Source organism: Pseudomonas sp. GW821-FHT04C07, assembly GCF_059420325.1.
On the sequence record NZ_JBWKTM010000018.1, the window covers coordinates 104,946 to 121,109 of the forward strand.

The following is a 16,164-nucleotide window of genomic DNA, read 5'->3' on the forward strand; positions in this document are numbered from 1 at the left end:
CTGCGTCCGTTCTTGGAGGTGACGCGGAGCGTCACGGGCTGCATTCCCACGCAGAGCGTGGGAACGATCAGTTTGCGAGTAGCTTCTCTAACGTCCTGGTCACCCCATCCTCGCGCAAGCTGTTCAAGCACCGCTCAAACGCCGCGACAAACTCGGCCGATTCAGGAATCGCCGTACCAAAGATCTCCTCAACCGCGAGCAATCTCTGCGTGACCAACACATCATCCGCCACCAACGCCTGACAAAACTCAGCTCGAGGGTCAGCAATGGCGTAGCTGTCACCATTCTCATCGACGCCTTTGAGATACAGCGCCCAAGCGGCAACCACTAATGCCGCGCGCTCTGTTTCTTCGCCATTGGCGATCAGCCGATTGATGGTCGGCACGGTGAACTTGGGAAATTTCGAGGAGCCATCAGAACACACCCGTTCAAGCTGATCGGCAATCGCCTGGTTGGAGAAGCGATCTACCAGAGTGTCTTTGTAACGTGTCAGATCGATTCCCGGGACCGGCGCCAGTTGCGGCGTTACGTCGAGGTCCATGTAGGCGCGCATGAAACGTACGAACAGCGGGTCGTTCATGGTCTCGTGGACGAAGCGATAACCTTTGAGAACTCCCAGATAGGTCAGCGCCAGATGGCTGCCGTTGAGCAGTTTGATCTTCATCTCTTCATAGGGTGTGACGTCGTCGGTGAACTGCACGCCGACCTTTTCCCAGGCTGGACGACCGTTGACGAATTTGTCCTCCAGCACCCATTGCACAAAGGGCTCACAGACCACCGGCCAGGTATCGTCGATGCCGTGTTCGTCGTGCAGTTGCAGGCGATGGGCGGCGCTGGTCATCGGCGTGATGCGATCGACCATGGCGTTGGGGAAGCTGACGTGGGCACCAATCCAGTCGTGCAGGCCGGCATCGCGCAGGGCAGCAAAGGCCAGCAGCGCCTTGCGGGCCACCGCGCCGTTGTGCGGCAGGTTATCGCAGGACATCAGGGTGAACGCTGGAATGCCAGCGGCGCGGCGCTTGGCCAGGGCTGCACAGAGAAAACCGAACACGGTTTTCGGGCTGTCCGGATGGGCCAGATCATGCCGGATCTGTGGCAAGTGCGCCATGAACTCGCCGTTGCTGTCGTCAATGCAATAGCCGCCCTCGGTGATGGTCAGCGAGACGATGCGAATCTGCGGGCTGGCGAGCTTGTCGATCAGCGGATCGGCACCGTCTTCGGCCAGCAGCATGTCGCTGATGGCGCCGATGACCCGGACCTGAGTGTCATCGGTATCGCCCAGTTCAAACAGGGTGAACAGGTAGTCCTGGCCGGCCAGGTCATCCCGGGCGCGGCGATCCTCGGCGCGCAGGCCGACGCCGCAGATGCTCCAGTCCAGGCCTTCACCCAAGTTCATCAAGGCGTCGGTGTAATACGCCTGATGGGCGCGGTGAAAACCACCGACACCGATATGCGCGATACCTTGCCGGGTGTCCGCCACGGCATAGGCGGGCACCGCCACTTCAGGCGCCAGACGGCTAAGGTTCTGCTTGTTCAGTTTCATGTTGAGCTCTCGGCAATCAGGCGGCGGCGCGTAGCGGTCGGGTAACCGCCACACCGTTGGCATCGAATAAATGGCAGTGTTCAGCGTCCAGGTGCAGGCTCAGCTTCTCGCCATAACGGCTGGCCAGGTCACCGCGTATGCGCATGGTCAGGGCTTCGCCGGAGGCGGTCAGGACGTGGCAGAAGGTGTCGCTGCCCAGGCGCTCGCTGACATCGGCTGTGACCTGCAAGGTGCAGTCGCCCGGTTGCGCCAGGTTCAAGTGTTCCGGACGAATCCCCAGGGTGATCGGGCCGCCAACGCTCAACGTCGCGCCACTGAGCGGCAGGCGGATGCGGGTGCCGGCGTCCAGTTCGACTTCACAGCCCTGAGCGTCGATACGGCTGACCTTGCCTTTGAGAAAGCCCATTTTTGGCGTGCCGAGGAAGCCAGCCACAAACAGGTTGGCTGGCTGGTGATAGAGCTCCAGTGGCGAGCCGACCTGCTCGATGCGTCCACCATTGAGTACTACCACTTTGTCGGCCAGGGTCATGGCTTCGACCTGGTCGTGGGTCACGTAGATCATCGTCGCTTGCAGTTCTTTGTGCAGCCGCGCCAGTTCCAGACGCATCTGCACCCGCAGGGCGGCGTCGAGGTTGGACAGCGGCTCGTCGAACAGGAAGATTTTCGGATTACGGACAATCGCCCGACCGATAGCCACGCGCTGGCGTTGACCGCCGGAAAGCTGCTTCGGTTTGCGCTCCAGCATTGGCGCAAGTTCCAGAATCCGCGCGGCGTCGTTTACCTTTTTATCGACTTCGGCCTTGGCCACGCCAGCGAGATCAAGAGCGAAGGACATGTTTTTGCGCACGCTCATGTGCGGGTACAGGGCGTAGGTCTGGAACACCATTGCCAGGTCGCGTTTGGCCGGGCTGACTTCGGTGATGTCGCGGCCATCGAGCTCGATGGTTCCGCTGCTGACTTCCTCCAGCCCGGCGATCAGCCGCAACAGTGTGGACTTGCCGCAACCGGACGGACCAACAAAGACCACGAACTCGCGGTCGTTCACTTCCAGGTCGATGCCTTTGATGATGGAAAAGCCTTCGAAGCCTTTTTGCAGATTCTTGATTTTCAGGTTGGCCATGATGGGCCTCCATTTTTAATTGTTCTGATTGGGTTTATGCAGGAGCCGAAGATCAAAAGATCACAGGCTGTACCAGCTCCTGCATTGGATCGTGTATGCCCCGTGTCCCTACTTCACCGCGCCAAATGACAAACCACGCACCAGCTGTTTCTGGCTGATCCAGCCGAAGATCAGGATCGGCGCACAGGCCAGCGTCGACACCGCCGACAACTTGGCCCAGAACAACCCTTCGGGACTCGAATAGGAGGCGATCAACGCGGTCAGCGGCGCGGCTTTCGACGAGGTGAGGTTCAGCGACCAGAACGCTTCGTTCCAGCACAGGATCAGCGACAGCAGCACGGTGGACGCCAGGCCGCCCTTGGCGATCGGCAGCAGCACCCGAAGCATTTCCTGAGCGAGCGTCGCACCGTCCAGTCGCGCGGCTTCGAGGATGTCTTTAGGAATGTCCTTGAAGTAGGTGTAAATCATCCAGACCACGATCGGCAGGTTGATCAGCGTGTAGATCACGATCAGCGCGATGCGCGTGTCGAGCAGGCCGAAACTCTTGGCCAGCAGGTAGATCGGCATCAGCACGCCCACCGGTGGCAGCATCTTGGTCGAGAGCATCCACAGCAGCGTGCCTTTGGTGCGCTGGGTTTCGTAGAACGCCATGGAGTAAGCCGCCGGCACCGCAATCAGCAGGCACAGGGCCGTGGCACTGAAGGAAATCACCACGGAGTTCCAGGCGAAACTGAAGTAGTCGCTACGCTCGTTGATGTGCAGGTAGTTCTCCAGCGTCGGGGTGAAGAGGAACTGCGGTGGCGTGGCGAACGCGTCGATTTCGGTTTTGAAACTGGTCAGCACCATCCAGAAGATCGGGAAGAAAATCAGGATCGCGATGGCCCAGGCCAGAGTGCCCAGCAGCAGGCTTTGCAGACGACGGGATTGTTGAAGGGTCATGGTGCAGGCCTCAGGCTTTGTCTGTCAGGTTTTTGCCGATCATCCGGACCAGCACAATCGCCGCGATATTGGCAATCACCACCGCAATCAAGCCGCCGGCGGACGCCATGCCGACATCGAATTGCACCAGCGCCTGGTTGTAGATCAGGTAGGCGAGGTTGGTCGAGGCATAGCCGGGGCCACCGTTGGTGGTGGTGAAGATTTCGGCGAACACCGAGAGCAGGAAGATGGTTTCGATCATCACCACCACCGCAATCGGCCGGGCCAGGTGCGGCAGGGTCAGGTGCCAGAAGATCGCGATCGGCCCGGCACCGTCCAGGCGCGCGGCTTCTTTCTGTTCCTGGTCGAGGGACTGCATGGCGGTCATCAGGATCAGGATCGCGAAGGGCAGCCATTGCCAGGAGACAATGATGATGATCGACAGCAGCGGGTAATGCGCCAGCCAGTCCACCGGTTGCGCGCCGAACAGCTTCCAGACGTAGGCGAGAATCCCCGACACCGGATGGAAAATCAGGTTCTTCCAGATCAACGCACCCACGGTGGGCATGATGAAGAACGGTGAGATCAGCAGTACGCGGACGATGCCGCGCCCGAGAAACTCGCTGGCCTCCAGCAAGGCGCTGATCAACACCCCCAGTACCACGCTGATCAGCAGCACGCTGCCGACCAGCAACAGGGTATTGGTGGCGCCGGGCAGGAAGCCCGAATCGCTCAGGAAGTAGGTGAAGTTCTCCAGTCCCACGAACTGGTTTTCACCAGGGTAGAGCAGGCTGTAGCGGATCAGCGAAAAGTACAGGGTCATGCCCAGTGGCACGATCATCCACAGCAGCAACAGCGCCACCGAGGGGCTGACCAGAAACCAGCCGGGGTTGGCCAACCGGCTTTTGCGAACCGGCTGGGGAATTTCCATATGTGCTTTGAGCGTCGAAGTATTCATGGTGATCACAACCGATTGGTGACAGGCAGATGAAGATCAAATGTGGGAGCGACGGTGCGGCGATCCCACAGGGGGGTCCGGGTTATTTGGGATAACCGGCGCGTTTCATCTCGCGTTCGGTGGTTTGCTGGGCGGAGGCGAGGGCTTGGTCGACGCTGCTCTGACCGGTCAATGCGGCGGAGAACAACTTGCCCACCTGAGTGCCGATTGCCTGGAATTCAGGAATGGTCACCAACTGGATACCAACGTAAGGCACGGGTTTGATAGTCGGTTTGCTCGGGTCGGCCGCTTTCAGCGATTCCAGCGTCACCCTAGCGAACGGAGCCGCGCTCATGTAGGCCTCGCTGTAGGTAGAAGCGCGGGTGCCTGGGGGAACGTTGGCGATGCCGTCTTTCTCGGCGACCAGTGCGCCATACTCTTTGGAAGTCGCCCAGCTGGTGAAGGTTTTTGCCGCATCCTTGGCTTTGGAGCTGGTCGGGATCGCCAGGGACCAGGAGTAAAGCCAGGCCGAACTCTGGTCACTCACTTGATGGGGCGCATAAGCAAAGCCGACATGCTCGCTGACCTTGCTCTGGGTTTTGTCGGTGACGAAGGAACCGGCCACCGTGGCATCAATCCACATGGCGCATTTGCCGCTGTTGAACAACGCCAGGTTTTCGTTGAACCCGTTACTGGACGCGCCTGGCGGGCCGGATTTCTTCAGGGTGTCAACGTAGAAATTCACCGCGTCTTTCCATTCGGGGCCGCTGAATTCCGGCTGCCATTTCTCATCGAACCAGCGCGCTCCATAGGCATTGGCGATGGTAGAAATCAGCGCAATGTTTTCCCCCCAGCCGGCCTTGCCGCGCAGGCAGATGCCGTATTGGTCCTGCCCGGGTTTGTTCAGCAGGGTGGCGAACTCGCCGATCTGCTTCCAGGTGGGATGTTCAGGCATCGTCAGCCCGGCATCCTTGAACAGGTCGGTGCGGTAGTAGGTCATGGAGCTTTCGGCATAGAACGGCAAGGCGTAGAGCGTGCCCTTGACCGACAGGCCTGCACGCACCGAAGGGAAAACATCGTTGAGGTCGTAGGAGGCGGGCAGGTCCCGCATCGGCTCCAGCCAACCCTGGGCGCCCCAGAGTGCGGCTTCGTACATACCGATGGTCAATACGTCGAACTGTCCGCCCTGGGTGGCGATGTCCGTGGTCAGTCGTTGGCGCAGGACGTTTTCTTCCAGCACGACCCAATTGAGCTTGATATCCGGGTGCTCGGCTTCGAAGGTCTTCGAGAGCTTTTGCATGCGGATCATGTCGCTGTTGTTGACCGTGGCAATGGTCAGGGTTTGTGCGCCAAGGCTGACGCCGCTGAGGGTCATGCAGGTGGTGACAAGCAGAGCTTTTACAGAGGGTTTCATCGCGCACTCCTCTTCTACGCCCGGTGGGCAGCAGAAGGACCGTTATTGTTTTTGTGTCTTCCACAGGTAAGGAAGAATGTGGGCTGATTACAGCCCTCAAACGGTGCGATGACAAATCATCCATGACACTTGAATCGATACTATTTTGCACTGGGGGACAAGATGAGGATAATTCGGGATAAACGATTCAGCAGAATGTCAGCGCTGATCGTTCCCACGCTCCGCGTGGGAATGCATTCCGTGACGCTGCGCGTCACATTCGCGTACGGACGCGGAGCGTCCAGGGCGGCGTTACCACGCGGAGCGTGGGAACGATCAACAAGGGGTGTATTTTACAGATTCTGCTCAGTCAACCGTTGCACCGCCAAGCGTCGATAGTGCGAAGGCGTCATGCCCTTGAGCTGCTGAAAACGCCGGTTGAAATTGGAAATATTGTTGAAGCCAGATTCGAAACACACATCGGTGATCGGCTTTTTGCCATCAGCCAGCAGCTCGCAGGACTTGCTGATGCGCAAGCGATTGACGAACTCGATGAAGCAGCGCCCCGTGGCCTGCTTGAACACCCGGGAAAAATACGTAGGTTTCATGCCCAGATATTCGGCGACTTCTTCAAGCGGCAATTCGCGGGCGTAATGAGCAAAGATGTAATCCACCGCGCGGTTGGTGCGGTCGATATTGTGCTCATCGGCCAGTTGCGGGGTAGTCGCGCCCGAGAGCACCTGGTAATCGTCGCACGTGCTGAGCAGTTCCAGCAGAATGAAAAAGTGCCCAAGCCGGGTAGCACCTTTGGAGTCGGCGATGTGTTGCATCAAGGTCATTGCCTGGCCAATGGTGTGTTTGCAGCGGAACTCGATTCCGTAATGCGCGCGCTCGAGCAAAGGCGTGAGCGCCTTCAGCTCGGAGAATACCTGATGGCCGCTTTCGAACAGCTCGTCGGTGAAGTTCACCAGCATGTCGCGCTTGGGCACCACTTCGTCTTCGGCAACCTGGCTGATCCAGTTGTGGGGTAGGTTGGGGCCGGTGAGGAAGAGCGTTTCGGGGTAGAAATTGCCGATGTAATCGCCAATGAACACCTTGCCGGAGCTGGCAACGATCAGGTGCAGTTCGTACTCCTTATGGAAATGCCAGCGCACTAGAGGGCATGGGAAGCCGTGCTGCCGATAGATGATGGACAACCCGTTGTGGTCGTCCATCAATTCGTAGGAAGGGTCGGTGATTCTGGCTGCTCGGGTCATCTTGGGGCGCTTTTATTGTTCTTGCGTCCTGATGATGCCCTCTCCAGACAGGCAGCACCAGCCCGCCGTACCCGTAGGAGAGGTATCGGCTTTTCCAAAGGTTCAGTGTTTGTTTCGCCCCGTCGCCATGTTGACTTCCCGGCAATAATCAACGAGCAAAGTATCGCCCAGAAAATCGACATTGATAATGCTGCATTTTGGTGTCCAGCCAGACGTTGGACCAAACCATTCATTCAGCTCTTTGGCAATTCTTTTCACCCCCGCCAGTTTTTCATAACTGGTTGCAGATAGTGACCAGGGCATTGCACCCGAAGGTGGGGATTTTAATGTGCGAGCAATGTGTTGTTTCAGTTCATCAGGGGAAGTAATGTCGTTACGACTCCACTTATGTTCGATCTTTGGCCAGAATATCGGGCTGTCCATGTCAGGATGCCTCCGGGTCGCCAGTACAATTCGTTGCTGGTTGCTAATCTTCTTTAATTCCCCCGGAGTCAAGTATTTATTTTGTTTGGGGATCAGTCGCGATCCCAGTGCCTCCAGAATGGCACTGTTAAAACCTTTGAAGTCGCCATAATGCATTCCATCGCTCAATATCAATAGGGTAATAAGTTGCTTTGTAGTGTGATCCACGGTGTGTGTCGCCAAGGCTGCTGGTCACACAGTTTTATATATAGTTCAATGATCGGCGAGTGGCGGGGAATTGAAATGTCTGGATAACTAATCGCACCGTGACACCTTGCTGGCGGAGCAAGCAAGGTTAATGTCAGGGGCAGAAGTGCAGCGTATTCAATGGCAAAAAATCATGAACCATTGAAGTGTGTGGCTTAAGGGGCAGTTCGGTTCTTCGCCTCGATCCACTGCGCCATGTATTGAGTGCTTTTATGGTGGTGGTGCCGAAGCATACTGCCGGTAAAATTGTCCCGTCGTAGTTGCAACAGATCTATTCGGCACGACTGCAAGCGTTCAATCAACGCCGGGCCATGCACCTGTTGCTGGTAACGGGCGGCCAGTAGTTCACGGCCACGATCCTGAGCCTGATTCCACAGCGTCTTGTCCTTATAGAGCTGCACCGAGGCATCGGCCAGCGTGCTCGCGGTTTCGGCTATGGCGCCTGGCCAAGGCAGGTCGCCACCCATGGCTTCGGCGCCAATCGGGGTCGTGACGTTAGGGGTGCCACAGAGCATGGCATCGACAATCTTGCCTTTGATCCCGGCGCCGAAACGCAGCGGTGCAAGACAGATTCGCGCCGCCGCCATGACCTGTAAGGCATCCTCAGCCCAGTTCATCACATGAAAGCCTTGGGCCGGGTTGTGCAACGCTGTGGCCTTGGGCGGGGTATAGGCACCATAGATATGCAACTGCGCACCGGGCAGTTGCTGACGGATCAATGGCCAGAGGGTGGTTTTCATCCAGAGCACTGCATCCCAATTCGGCGCATGGCGGAAGTTGCCGATGCTCAGAAAGTGCGCGCGGTCTTCAAACGGGACGAACGACTGTGCCGGCGGGTCGAGCATCAGTGGGCACCAGTGCAGCAAATTACGTGGCACCTTGAATTGCTCGACCAGCAGTTCGATTTCGACCTCGGAGATCATCAGGCTGAGATCGCAGCGATAGAGTGCGGCGATTTCCCGTTTGGCCAGATCAGTGTCGGCCATGTGCTCGAATTCCTCGCGCAGGGCTGGTGCGAATAGCGTACGGAAGTCATCCTGGTCATCGCCGGCTTTGAGGCGGTCCTTGAGCCGCTGATGACGCGCATGCCGCAGGCTTTGCAGGTCCGACGTCTCCAGCACGCGCAGGGCGTCGGGGCATTGTTTTTCGACGCGCCAACCGAATTGCTCTTCCATCATGAACTGGTCGAACAGCACGATATCCGGCGCCAGCTCGGCGACAAAGGCGTCGAAACTGCTGTTGTTCAATTCGATCGGGCATTCGCGAATGCCCAACGCAAGCAGGTCCGCCTTATGTTCTCCGATGCCCGCGGGACTGCTGAAGGTGACGTCCCAACCCTGTTGCAAAAAAGTCTCAAGGATCTGCATCACATGCCCGCTGGCGGCGGATGAGCGTGGCTCGGGCCAGACGTAACCAATGACCAGGACTTTGGTTGCAGGCTGACTCATAGAACGGTTCCTTTGATGCGAGCGGGTGGCAGGGGACGCGAAAAGGGCGCAATTAAACCACGCTTCAGATGAAAGTCGCTTCGCAGATTCTCACGGCATTTCAGCCTGGTGAGTTGGCGCCCGGCAGCCACCTCAAAGAGGTGGAGCTGACCGGGTGGATTGGGTCTTGTTAAAGCTCAATCAGTGAGGGGTGATGCTCAACGTGCTGCTGTCGGTGATGGGGCAATCTCTAACTGAAAATTCATGAGTTTGGGTCCCCTCGGCGTCAGCGTGTCCAAGTCCAGCATGTACCAATCAAAACCGGTTTTTACGATATAGGGGGTGAGGATCGTCCATCCCGTGTTTGTCAATGCATGGAAATTCCTGTCCTCGAGCGAAATCGATGCGTTCATGGCAAGGCGAGCCGAAAAACACAGTCGCGAAAATAATCAAGAAGGCTGAACTCTAAAGCGGCGTTCAGCGCCCTTGTCGGAGCATGCTCTGAACCTTGTCCCGCAGTTGATCTATAGAGAACGGCTTGCCGATGACCGACATGCCGACCGGGGCTTCAATGCTTTCGGCATAACCACTGGCAAACAGAACTGGCAATGTGGGTCGAAGCTCACGGGCACGGACCGCCAGTTCTTTACCGTCCATGCCCGGTAGTCCGACGTCTGTCATCAACAGGTCGATGGTCTGCCCGCTGTCCCCGAGAAGTTTCAAGGCGGTTTCGCTGCCATCGGCTTCAAGCACCTTGAGCTCCAGCTCTTGCAATACGTCAACGATCAGCTCGCGTACGATGGCGTCGTCTTCGACTACAAGGACGGTGGAGGCGATGGCGGACATTGCGGGGCTCTCTAAAAGTGAAGGCGCGGGTGCCGGTCGGTGAAACAGACTCGCTACTGGCATGAGCCATTAGCGAGTCCCGACAAGTTCTCGAGGTTGTACAAAACAGCATAGCGGTATACCGGCCGACAAGAATAACCTTCTGCTTGACCCAGGGCAGGTACGACATAGGACATTGCGCGCTAAGCTGTCAGAAAAATAGCAGCCCGGCTCAGGAGCAAGCCCCGTGTTTCAGCACTTCACCAAGGCCTTTAAGCGGTGTGCATGCGCAATGTTTCGCGGTTCCGCACCGGCAAGCTGTCGATCCTCTCCAGCCGGTTTTATCTGGCACAATTTGTGCTTTTCCTGTTGCAGAACTTCGCGCTGCAAGTCGATTCGGCTGAATCCTCGGTGAGCTTCGTTGCCGATCTACCGGTAGAAGGCAACCGGGACGAGTCCCCCATCGAACAGGTAGTATCCAGCCTGCTGACAATTGCTTTGCGTTATGGCGCCAAGGGTCCGATCGACCTGCACGTGTACACCGAAGGCGGCCAGGCACGGCTCGAAGCCCATGCTGGCTCCATCACTGTTGAATGCAAGATTATGAAGGCTCCTTATTTCGCGTTTGCCTGCTGCTGTAGAAAACAGCTACAAGCGACGCAACCTCTGCTTGACCGGATGGTCGTATCCGGCAGCTATTGAACGAACAAAGGCTTCCCATGAGTGAAGATGCACAAGACGTCGTACTGATCGTCGAAGATGAACCGGTAATCCTGATGCTTCTCGCCGACTACCTGTCGGGCCTGGGCTATCGGGTATTACAGGCCGAGAATGGCGAGCAGGCCTTCGAGATTCTGGCCAGTAAACCGAACCTGGACGTCATGATCACCGATTATCGACTGCCCGGTGGCATCACCGGGGTGATGATCGCCGAGCCTGCGCTCAAGCTTCGCCCGGACCTGAAAGTGATCTTTATCAGTGGTTACGCGGCTGAAATTCGAGAATCTGGCAGCCCTATCACGCGGACTGCACCGATCCTGGAAAAGCCCTTCAACCTGAGTACCTTGCAGCAGAAAATTCAGGAAATGCTGGCGTAGCGAGCGGTTGTTCTCTACGAGACCGCAACCGGCGGACCAGGCATTCGCGCAGATCCTGCATCGACCTGGTACAGCCGTGGATGATCAGGTGTACGCATAACCTGCAGGAGTTGCCGAGCCCGCGTTCGGACGATCTTTCGGGGGGTTGTCGCAGGCTTGGGCCTACAACCCCTGCTGCAACGCCGGGTCATCCGGATTCTGTTGTTCCAGCTGCGCCAGCAGGATTTGCACGTTTTGCAGTTGCCCGCTTTCTTTCCAGTAGTTGATCAGCAGTACCCGCGCCTTGCGATTGGCTGGCTGGCGTTGAACGATCTCTTCGAGCTGCTTTTGTGCGGCCTCAAGTTCTTTTTCGCCGTGCAGTGTGGTGGCCAGGTCGTATCGGTATTCGTTGTTGTCCGGTTCAAGCTCCACGGCTTTGGACAGACCCAGCAAGGCGTATTCACCTTGCCCGTGATGCAATAGCCAGAGACCCAGGGCATGCTGCAGATACGCCGAGCCGGATTGCTCTTGCAGCTGCCTGGCAAGCAACTGCCGGGCAGCATCAGCCTGACCTTGTTTGTCCAGCACCTCAATCTGCGTGACGACGGCGCGTAGATTTTCAGGCTGCAGGCGCAGCACCGTTTCGAGAGCCTGTTGTGCCTCTTTCAATTGAGCGTTGTGCAGGTGCAGGCGCGCCAGTTGGTATTGCGCCTCGACACTCTGGGGCTGGGCCTTGAGGACTGATTCATACTCGTCGAGGACTTGCTCCAGGGGACCGAAATACAAACCCAGATCGTCCGGCGAAAGCCCCAGTAGCGCGTTAGCCGCGGCGAAACGCACACTTTGTTCCCTGTCCTCGAGCAAGGGCCCGAGCAACAGGCTCCTTTGCCCGCCAGGCACCAGCCCGACAATGCTCTGTATTGCCGCCTGACGAACCACTATCGAGGGGTTGAGCAAATCGGCTTCGGCCAGTTTCAAGGCTTGCGGGCTGGGGTAGTCGGGAAGTTCGGCATGTAGCCTGACCCGTTGGCTGTCCGACAGGTCCGGGCGGGCCAGTTGTTGATAGAGCACCCGCGCCGCGCCCGGTTGGCCATTGTGGGCCTGTTCCAGCGCTTTGCCATAACCCTGCTTCACCGCAGGAGGCACGACTGGCGCAGTACTGCGCATAAAAAACCAGGCAATGGCGCAGGCAAACACGATAAGCAGACCGATGATCAGATAGCGGCGGGGCTTGGGCATGCAGGAGTCCGGGGGCTGGCAGCTTTTACAAAGGCGTCAGCTTCGGTCAGGAGGGGCCAGGAGTCAAACCCTGACTCAGGTCAGTACGTACTCGATGGGCTTGGGACGCACAAGCATGGGGCTGGGCTTTATCGAGTGACGCTTTCGCAGCGGTTCCAGCCTGGAAGCGCGGCTCGTTTCTGTCCAATCGCTATGGCTGAAGGGTGATCGAGTATATCTATCGGAAGCGTCTGACCCATCGGCGAGTTTGCCTGGAACTTGTGTCGACACTGAAACCTGTCGAGGCACCGAAGCAGTGACTACGCTTGCTGGAGATGACTCGATGAGTGTTCCCATGCAACCGCTACTTCAGTACTTCAAGGCGATACTCAACCCCGGGCAAGGGGTGCTGTTGTTCGCCCTGAGAACCATCGCGGCCGGGCTATTGACGCTGTATCTGGCCTTCTTGTTCGACCTCGACCAGCCCAAGTGGTCGATCATGGCGGTGGTCATCGTCAGCCAGCCACTGGGCGGCATGGCCCTGGCCCGCAGTTTCGGCCAGGTCATCGGCACCACCCTGGGTGCGGTCGTGGCGGTGTTGATCATGGCGATCTTTCCCCAGGCGCCGCTGCCTTTCATCACCACCCTGGCCTTGTGGCTGGCGCTGTGTACCGCCGGCGGCACCTTGTTGCGCTACACCAGTTCCCAGGCGTTTGTTTTGAGCGGATACACGGCAGTGGTTGTTGCACTGCTGGCGGTGCCTGATCAGGACGGCACGTTCCTGCTGGCCGTCACCCGCGTGACCGAGACACTCTTGGCGGTTGCCTGCGTGTGCGTTGTCAGCCTTCTTACGGCGCGACCGGAAGCCGTGGCCCGGGATTACTTCGCCAAGATCGATCAAGTGATCAAGCTGCTCGCGACCCACGCTGCTGCCGTCATTCGAACCGAAGAAAGCGAAGCCGATTTCCACCGGCGCCAGATGCAGCTGCTAGGCGCGATCAGCGCCCTGGAAGGCGTACGTCGGCATTTGTATTTCGATGCGCCACGTTTGCGCAGCGCCAATGGGCTGGTGCAGTTGCTGGGTAATCAGCTGGTGCTGCTGACCTCGCGGTTGACGGCTTTGCGCCACCAGCGGGAGCTGCTTGCCGAGCGCTGGGAAGGCGCGTTGCCGGAGGAGATACAGCGTTTGCGCGTCGAAGAGCTGGCCTTTCTCGATGAATTGGCCCAGCAGGGACGCTCGTTATCAGCCGAGGCTCGCCATCATTTTTCGGCGCTGCAACAGCGCTTCGATGACCAGGCCTACAAGGCCGAACAACTCACCGAGACGATGCCTGCCACGCTACGCTCACTAGCCTGGGCTCTGCGCTGGGAGCAGGCGCGGATGCTGGAGCAGCTCGGCCAGATTCTCGAACTGAGCGACGCGATCCAGGACGGGCGTGAAGCCAGTTGCGTGTTTCGCGGCCAGGACAATCCGCTGCATCTGGACTTCACCCTGGCGGCGATGAACGCGATCCGGGCATTTACCGCGTTGCTGGTGGCCGGCCTGATCTGGATCGAGACCGCTTGGGACGGAGCTCGTGGCGGGATGATCGTGCTGGGGATTCTCTGTTCGCTGATGGCGACTTTTCCGCGACCGTATCTGGCCAGTCAAAGCTTTGCCAGGGGGCTGGGTCTGGCTTTGGTGGTGTCGGCGCTGTATCAGTTCATGCTGGTACCGATGATCAGTGACTTCGAGTTACTCGCCTTGTTGTTCGCCCCATTGCTGTATGCCGTCGCGGTAGGGCTGGCCAGTCCACCAACCACTGGCACAGGCATTGGGCTTGGACTGACGACGATGCTGTTGCTGGGCCCGCAAAACGTGGGAATCGGCCAAAACACGGCCATTCTGTGGTTCGAGTTTGCCGCTGCGTATACCTGCGCAGCCACGCTTGCGCTCAGTGTCTACGCCTTGATCTTTCCGTTCAGGCCCGTTTTGCGGATGCGCCGGCTGTTCAAAGAAAACTGCGAGCAGGTCTACGCTTTGCTGAAGACACCGGCCACCGATGAGCAGCAATTTGCGTTTGAAAGCCGCATGGTCGATCGTCTGACCATGATGTTGGGATTATTACCGGCCACCCACGACAAGCAGTCCAGCGAGCTGTTCGAAGTCAGCCTCGGGTGCATGGCACTGGGTGTGGCGTTGAACCAGCTAAGGCAACAGGGACGAAGCAACACGCTGCTGAGCACTGAACAACAAAACCGTCTGCTGGCTGCAGTCCGTGAGACTGGACGATTGGTCGCCGGACGGCCAGGGATTGACCTTGAGCAATTGCTCGGAAACCTGCGGGTCCTGGGCGACGAAATGGACGACTTGCATTTAGACGTTCACGAACACCTGTGGTCGGTCTTCAGGATGCGCGTGGCGCTGCTGATTGTGGTGTCGTTTCTGGAGCGACATCGCAAACACTTTCAACCCGTAGACATGGAAGGAGTTCCGGCCCTTGCCCATTGATCTGGAAGTGGGTGGCGTCTACTTGCCGCCAATCGCCCAGGCGCTGCTGCTGGCCTTTCCGGTTTTCCTGCTGCTGGACTGGATCCTGCGCCGCTTCGGTGTGCTGCGGTTCGTCTGGCATGAAGCCTTGTTCGAAGGCGCGTTGTACGCCTGCGTTTGCGCAACGCTGATTCTGGTGATGGGAGCTTGATGCGTTGAAGAAGATCCTTGCCCGACTCGTGACGGTGGCGGTGGTTTTGCTGGCCTTTGTTCTTGGCTGGTTTGCCTGGGAGCATTACACCCGCGCGCCCTGGACGCGGGATGCACGGGTACGTGCCGATGTGGTGACCTTGTCCGCCGATGTCTCGGGGCGCATCGTCGGCCTGGGCGTCCAGGACAACCAGCATGTGGACAAAGGCCAGCTGCTGTTGGAGATCGACCCGGCGCGCTACGTCCTGGCGGTGGAGCATGCCAAGCGCTCGGTGGAGGTGGCGAAAGCCACCCTGGGTCAATCCGAAGCAACGATTGTTGCCAGTGAAGCGCTGCTCAGCCAGCGTCAGAGTGAAGAGCGCCGACGGCGCACCCTCAAGCAGCGCTTCGCGATCTCCGGCGAAGAGTGGGAAAAATCCAGCACGGAAGTGGCGGTGGCGCAGGCTGAGTTGCTGCGCAACCAGGCCAACCTGGGGTTGGCTCAGGCCAACGTGCAACTGGCAATCGCCGCATTGACCCAGGCTGAACTGGATTTGCAGCGCACCCGGGTCGAAGCGCCTGTCAGTGGTTACGTCACCAACCTGCTGACCCGCCAAGGCGACTATGCCGCCGCCGGTGGCGCGCTGTTGGCGCTGGTGGACAGTGACTCGTTTTATGTCAGCGGCTACTTCGAAGAAACCAAACTGCCGCGAATCGAGGAGGGCGACCGCGTCAGGATCGAATTGATGAGCGGCGAAACCTTTGGCGGCACCGTGCAAAGCATTGCCTTCGCCATCGCCGACCGGGAGAACTTGCCCGGCGGTCGCTTGCTGGCCAACATCAACCCCAGTTATACCTGGGTCAAACTGGCGCAACGGGTGCCGGTGCGGATACAGATCGATCCTGACTATGCCGGTAAACGTCGGCTCAGAGCCGGTACCACCGCCACCGTCACGGTGCTTGAAACCAATGTGGTTCCTGGGTCAGAACGCGGTCCGTAGCAGCTGCCGAAGGCTGCGTTCGATCGTTCCCACGCTCTGCGTGGAAATGCCGCCCTGGACGCTCCGCGTCCATGTGACGCAGAGCGTCACCGGGATGCGTTACCACGCAGGAGCGTGGGAAC

The 16,164-nt window shown here is 58.4% G+C and carries 14 protein-coding genes and 1 pseudogene; 5 read left to right on the plus strand and 10 right to left on the minus strand.

The window, feature by feature from the left end; all coding sequences use genetic code 11:
* Positions 1-67 precede the first annotated feature (67 nt).
* The 9 genes from AC07UI_RS26690 to AC07UI_RS26730 all read right to left on the minus strand — a co-directional run bounded on the left by AC07UI_RS26690 (position 68) and on the right by AC07UI_RS26730 (position 10,109).
* Positions 68-1,543 carry a mannitol dehydrogenase family protein gene (locus AC07UI_RS26690; protein WP_494995303.1) on the minus strand — a complete coding sequence of 492 codons (1,476 nt, stop codon included), beginning with the start codon at positions 1,541-1,543 and terminating at the stop codon, positions 68-70.
* Between the two features lie 16 nt (positions 1,544-1,559).
* A complete protein-coding gene (locus tag AC07UI_RS26695; protein WP_494995304.1) occupies positions 1,560-2,663 on the minus strand; it encodes an ABC transporter ATP-binding protein in 1,104 nt (367 codons plus the stop codon).
* Positions 2,664-2,771: 108 nt separating this feature from the next.
* Entirely contained in the window at positions 2,772-3,602 is an 831-nt protein-coding gene (locus AC07UI_RS26700) for a carbohydrate ABC transporter permease (RefSeq protein ID WP_494995305.1), read from the minus strand.
* Between the two features lie 10 nt (positions 3,603-3,612).
* The gene (locus tag AC07UI_RS26705; protein WP_494995306.1) at positions 3,613-4,539 is read right to left on the minus strand and encodes a carbohydrate ABC transporter permease; all 927 of its coding nucleotides are present in this window, start codon (positions 4,537-4,539) and stop codon (positions 3,613-3,615) included.
* Positions 4,540-4,621: 82 nt separating this feature from the next.
* Positions 4,622-5,932 carry an ABC transporter substrate-binding protein gene (locus AC07UI_RS26710; protein ID WP_494995307.1) on the minus strand — a complete coding sequence of 437 codons (1,311 nt, stop codon included), beginning with the start codon at positions 5,930-5,932 and terminating at the stop codon, positions 4,622-4,624.
* 332 nt (positions 5,933-6,264) lie between these two features.
* Entirely contained in the window at positions 6,265-7,167 is a 903-nt protein-coding gene (locus tag AC07UI_RS26715; RefSeq protein ID WP_494995308.1) for a helix-turn-helix domain-containing protein, read from the minus strand.
* A 102-nt stretch (positions 7,168-7,269) separates the two neighbouring features.
* Positions 7,270-7,746, minus strand: coding sequence for a PI-PLC domain-containing protein (locus AC07UI_RS26720; protein ID WP_494995309.1), 477 nt, complete (start codon positions 7,744-7,746; stop codon positions 7,270-7,272).
* Between the two features lie 245 nt (positions 7,747-7,991).
* Positions 7,992-9,284, minus strand: coding sequence for a glycosyltransferase (locus AC07UI_RS26725; protein WP_494995310.1), 1,293 nt, complete (start codon positions 9,282-9,284; stop codon positions 7,992-7,994).
* 456 nt (positions 9,285-9,740) lie between these two features.
* On the minus strand, positions 9,741-10,109 hold the full coding sequence (locus AC07UI_RS26730; RefSeq protein WP_494995311.1) for a response regulator: 369 nt from the start codon (positions 10,107-10,109) through the stop codon (positions 9,741-9,743).
* 264 nt (positions 10,110-10,373) lie between these two features.
* Between AC07UI_RS26730 and AC07UI_RS26735 the strand changes: the two are divergent.
* A pseudogene (locus AC07UI_RS26735) lies at positions 10,374-10,729 on the plus strand (histidine kinase); the annotation flags it as partial.
* Between the two features lie 78 nt (positions 10,730-10,807).
* On the plus strand, positions 10,808-11,185 hold the full coding sequence (locus AC07UI_RS26740) for a response regulator (RefSeq protein WP_494995312.1): 378 nt from the start codon (positions 10,808-10,810) through the stop codon (positions 11,183-11,185).
* 162 nt (positions 11,186-11,347) lie between these two features.
* Here the strand turns inward: AC07UI_RS26740 and AC07UI_RS26745 are convergent, their stop codons facing one another.
* A complete protein-coding gene (locus AC07UI_RS26745) occupies positions 11,348-12,403 on the minus strand; it encodes a tetratricopeptide repeat protein (RefSeq protein WP_494995313.1) in 1,056 nt (351 codons plus the stop codon).
* Positions 12,404-12,725: 322 nt separating this feature from the next.
* Between AC07UI_RS26745 and AC07UI_RS26750 the strand changes: the two genes are divergently transcribed.
* The 3 genes from AC07UI_RS26750 to AC07UI_RS26760 are packed head-to-tail and all read left to right on the plus strand — an operon-like array spanning position 12,726 to position 16,042.
* Entirely contained in the window at positions 12,726-14,873 is a 2,148-nt protein-coding gene (locus AC07UI_RS26750) for an FUSC family protein (RefSeq protein ID WP_494995314.1), read from the plus strand.
* Positions 14,863-15,063 carry a DUF1656 domain-containing protein gene (locus AC07UI_RS26755; protein ID WP_494995315.1) on the plus strand — a complete coding sequence of 67 codons (201 nt, stop codon included), beginning with the start codon at positions 14,863-14,865 and terminating at the stop codon, positions 15,061-15,063. Before AC07UI_RS26750 ends, AC07UI_RS26755 begins: the two co-directional genes overlap by 11 nt.
* A 4-nt stretch (positions 15,064-15,067) precedes the next feature.
* The gene (locus AC07UI_RS26760) at positions 15,068-16,042 is read left to right on the plus strand and encodes an HlyD family secretion protein (protein ID WP_494995316.1); all 975 of its coding nucleotides are present in this window, start codon (positions 15,068-15,070) and stop codon (positions 16,040-16,042) included.
* Positions 16,043-16,164: the final 122 nt, after the last annotated feature.

Bases quoted from the DNA above. Each gene is read 5' to 3' on its own strand.
- AC07UI_RS26720 (WP_494995309.1), bottom strand. From the start codon at position 7,746: ATGCATTATGGCGACTTCAAAGGTTTTAACAGTGCCATTCTGGAGGCA.
- AC07UI_RS26700 (WP_494995305.1), bottom strand. From the start codon at position 3,602: ATGACCCTTCAACAATCCCGTCGTCTGCAAAGCCTGCTGCTGGGCACT.
- AC07UI_RS26750 (WP_494995314.1), top strand. From the start codon at position 12,726: ATGAGTGTTCCCATGCAACCGCTACTTCAGTACTTCAAGGCGATACTC.
- AC07UI_RS26710 (WP_494995307.1), bottom strand. From the start codon at position 5,932: ATGAAACCCTCTGTAAAAGCTCTGCTTGTCACCACCTGCATGACCCTC.
- AC07UI_RS26725 (WP_494995310.1), bottom strand. From the start codon at position 9,284: ATGAGTCAGCCTGCAACCAAAGTCCTGGTCATTGGTTACGTCTGGCCC.
- AC07UI_RS26730 (WP_494995311.1), bottom strand. From the start codon at position 10,109: ATGTCCGCCATCGCCTCCACCGTCCTTGTAGTCGAAGACGACGCCATC.
- AC07UI_RS26745 (WP_494995313.1), bottom strand. From the start codon at position 12,403: ATGCCCAAGCCCCGCCGCTATCTGATCATCGGTCTGCTTATCGTGTTT.
- AC07UI_RS26715 (WP_494995308.1), bottom strand. From the start codon at position 7,167: ATGACCCGAGCAGCCAGAATCACCGACCCTTCCTACGAATTGATGGAC.
- AC07UI_RS26695 (WP_494995304.1), bottom strand. From the start codon at position 2,663: ATGGCCAACCTGAAAATCAAGAATCTGCAAAAAGGCTTCGAAGGCTTT.
- AC07UI_RS26740 (WP_494995312.1), top strand. From the start codon at position 10,808: ATGAGTGAAGATGCACAAGACGTCGTACTGATCGTCGAAGATGAACCG.
- AC07UI_RS26705 (WP_494995306.1), bottom strand. From the start codon at position 4,539: ATGAATACTTCGACGCTCAAAGCACATATGGAAATTCCCCAGCCGGTT.
- AC07UI_RS26690 (WP_494995303.1), bottom strand. From the start codon at position 1,543: ATGAAACTGAACAAGCAGAACCTTAGCCGTCTGGCGCCTGAAGTGGCG.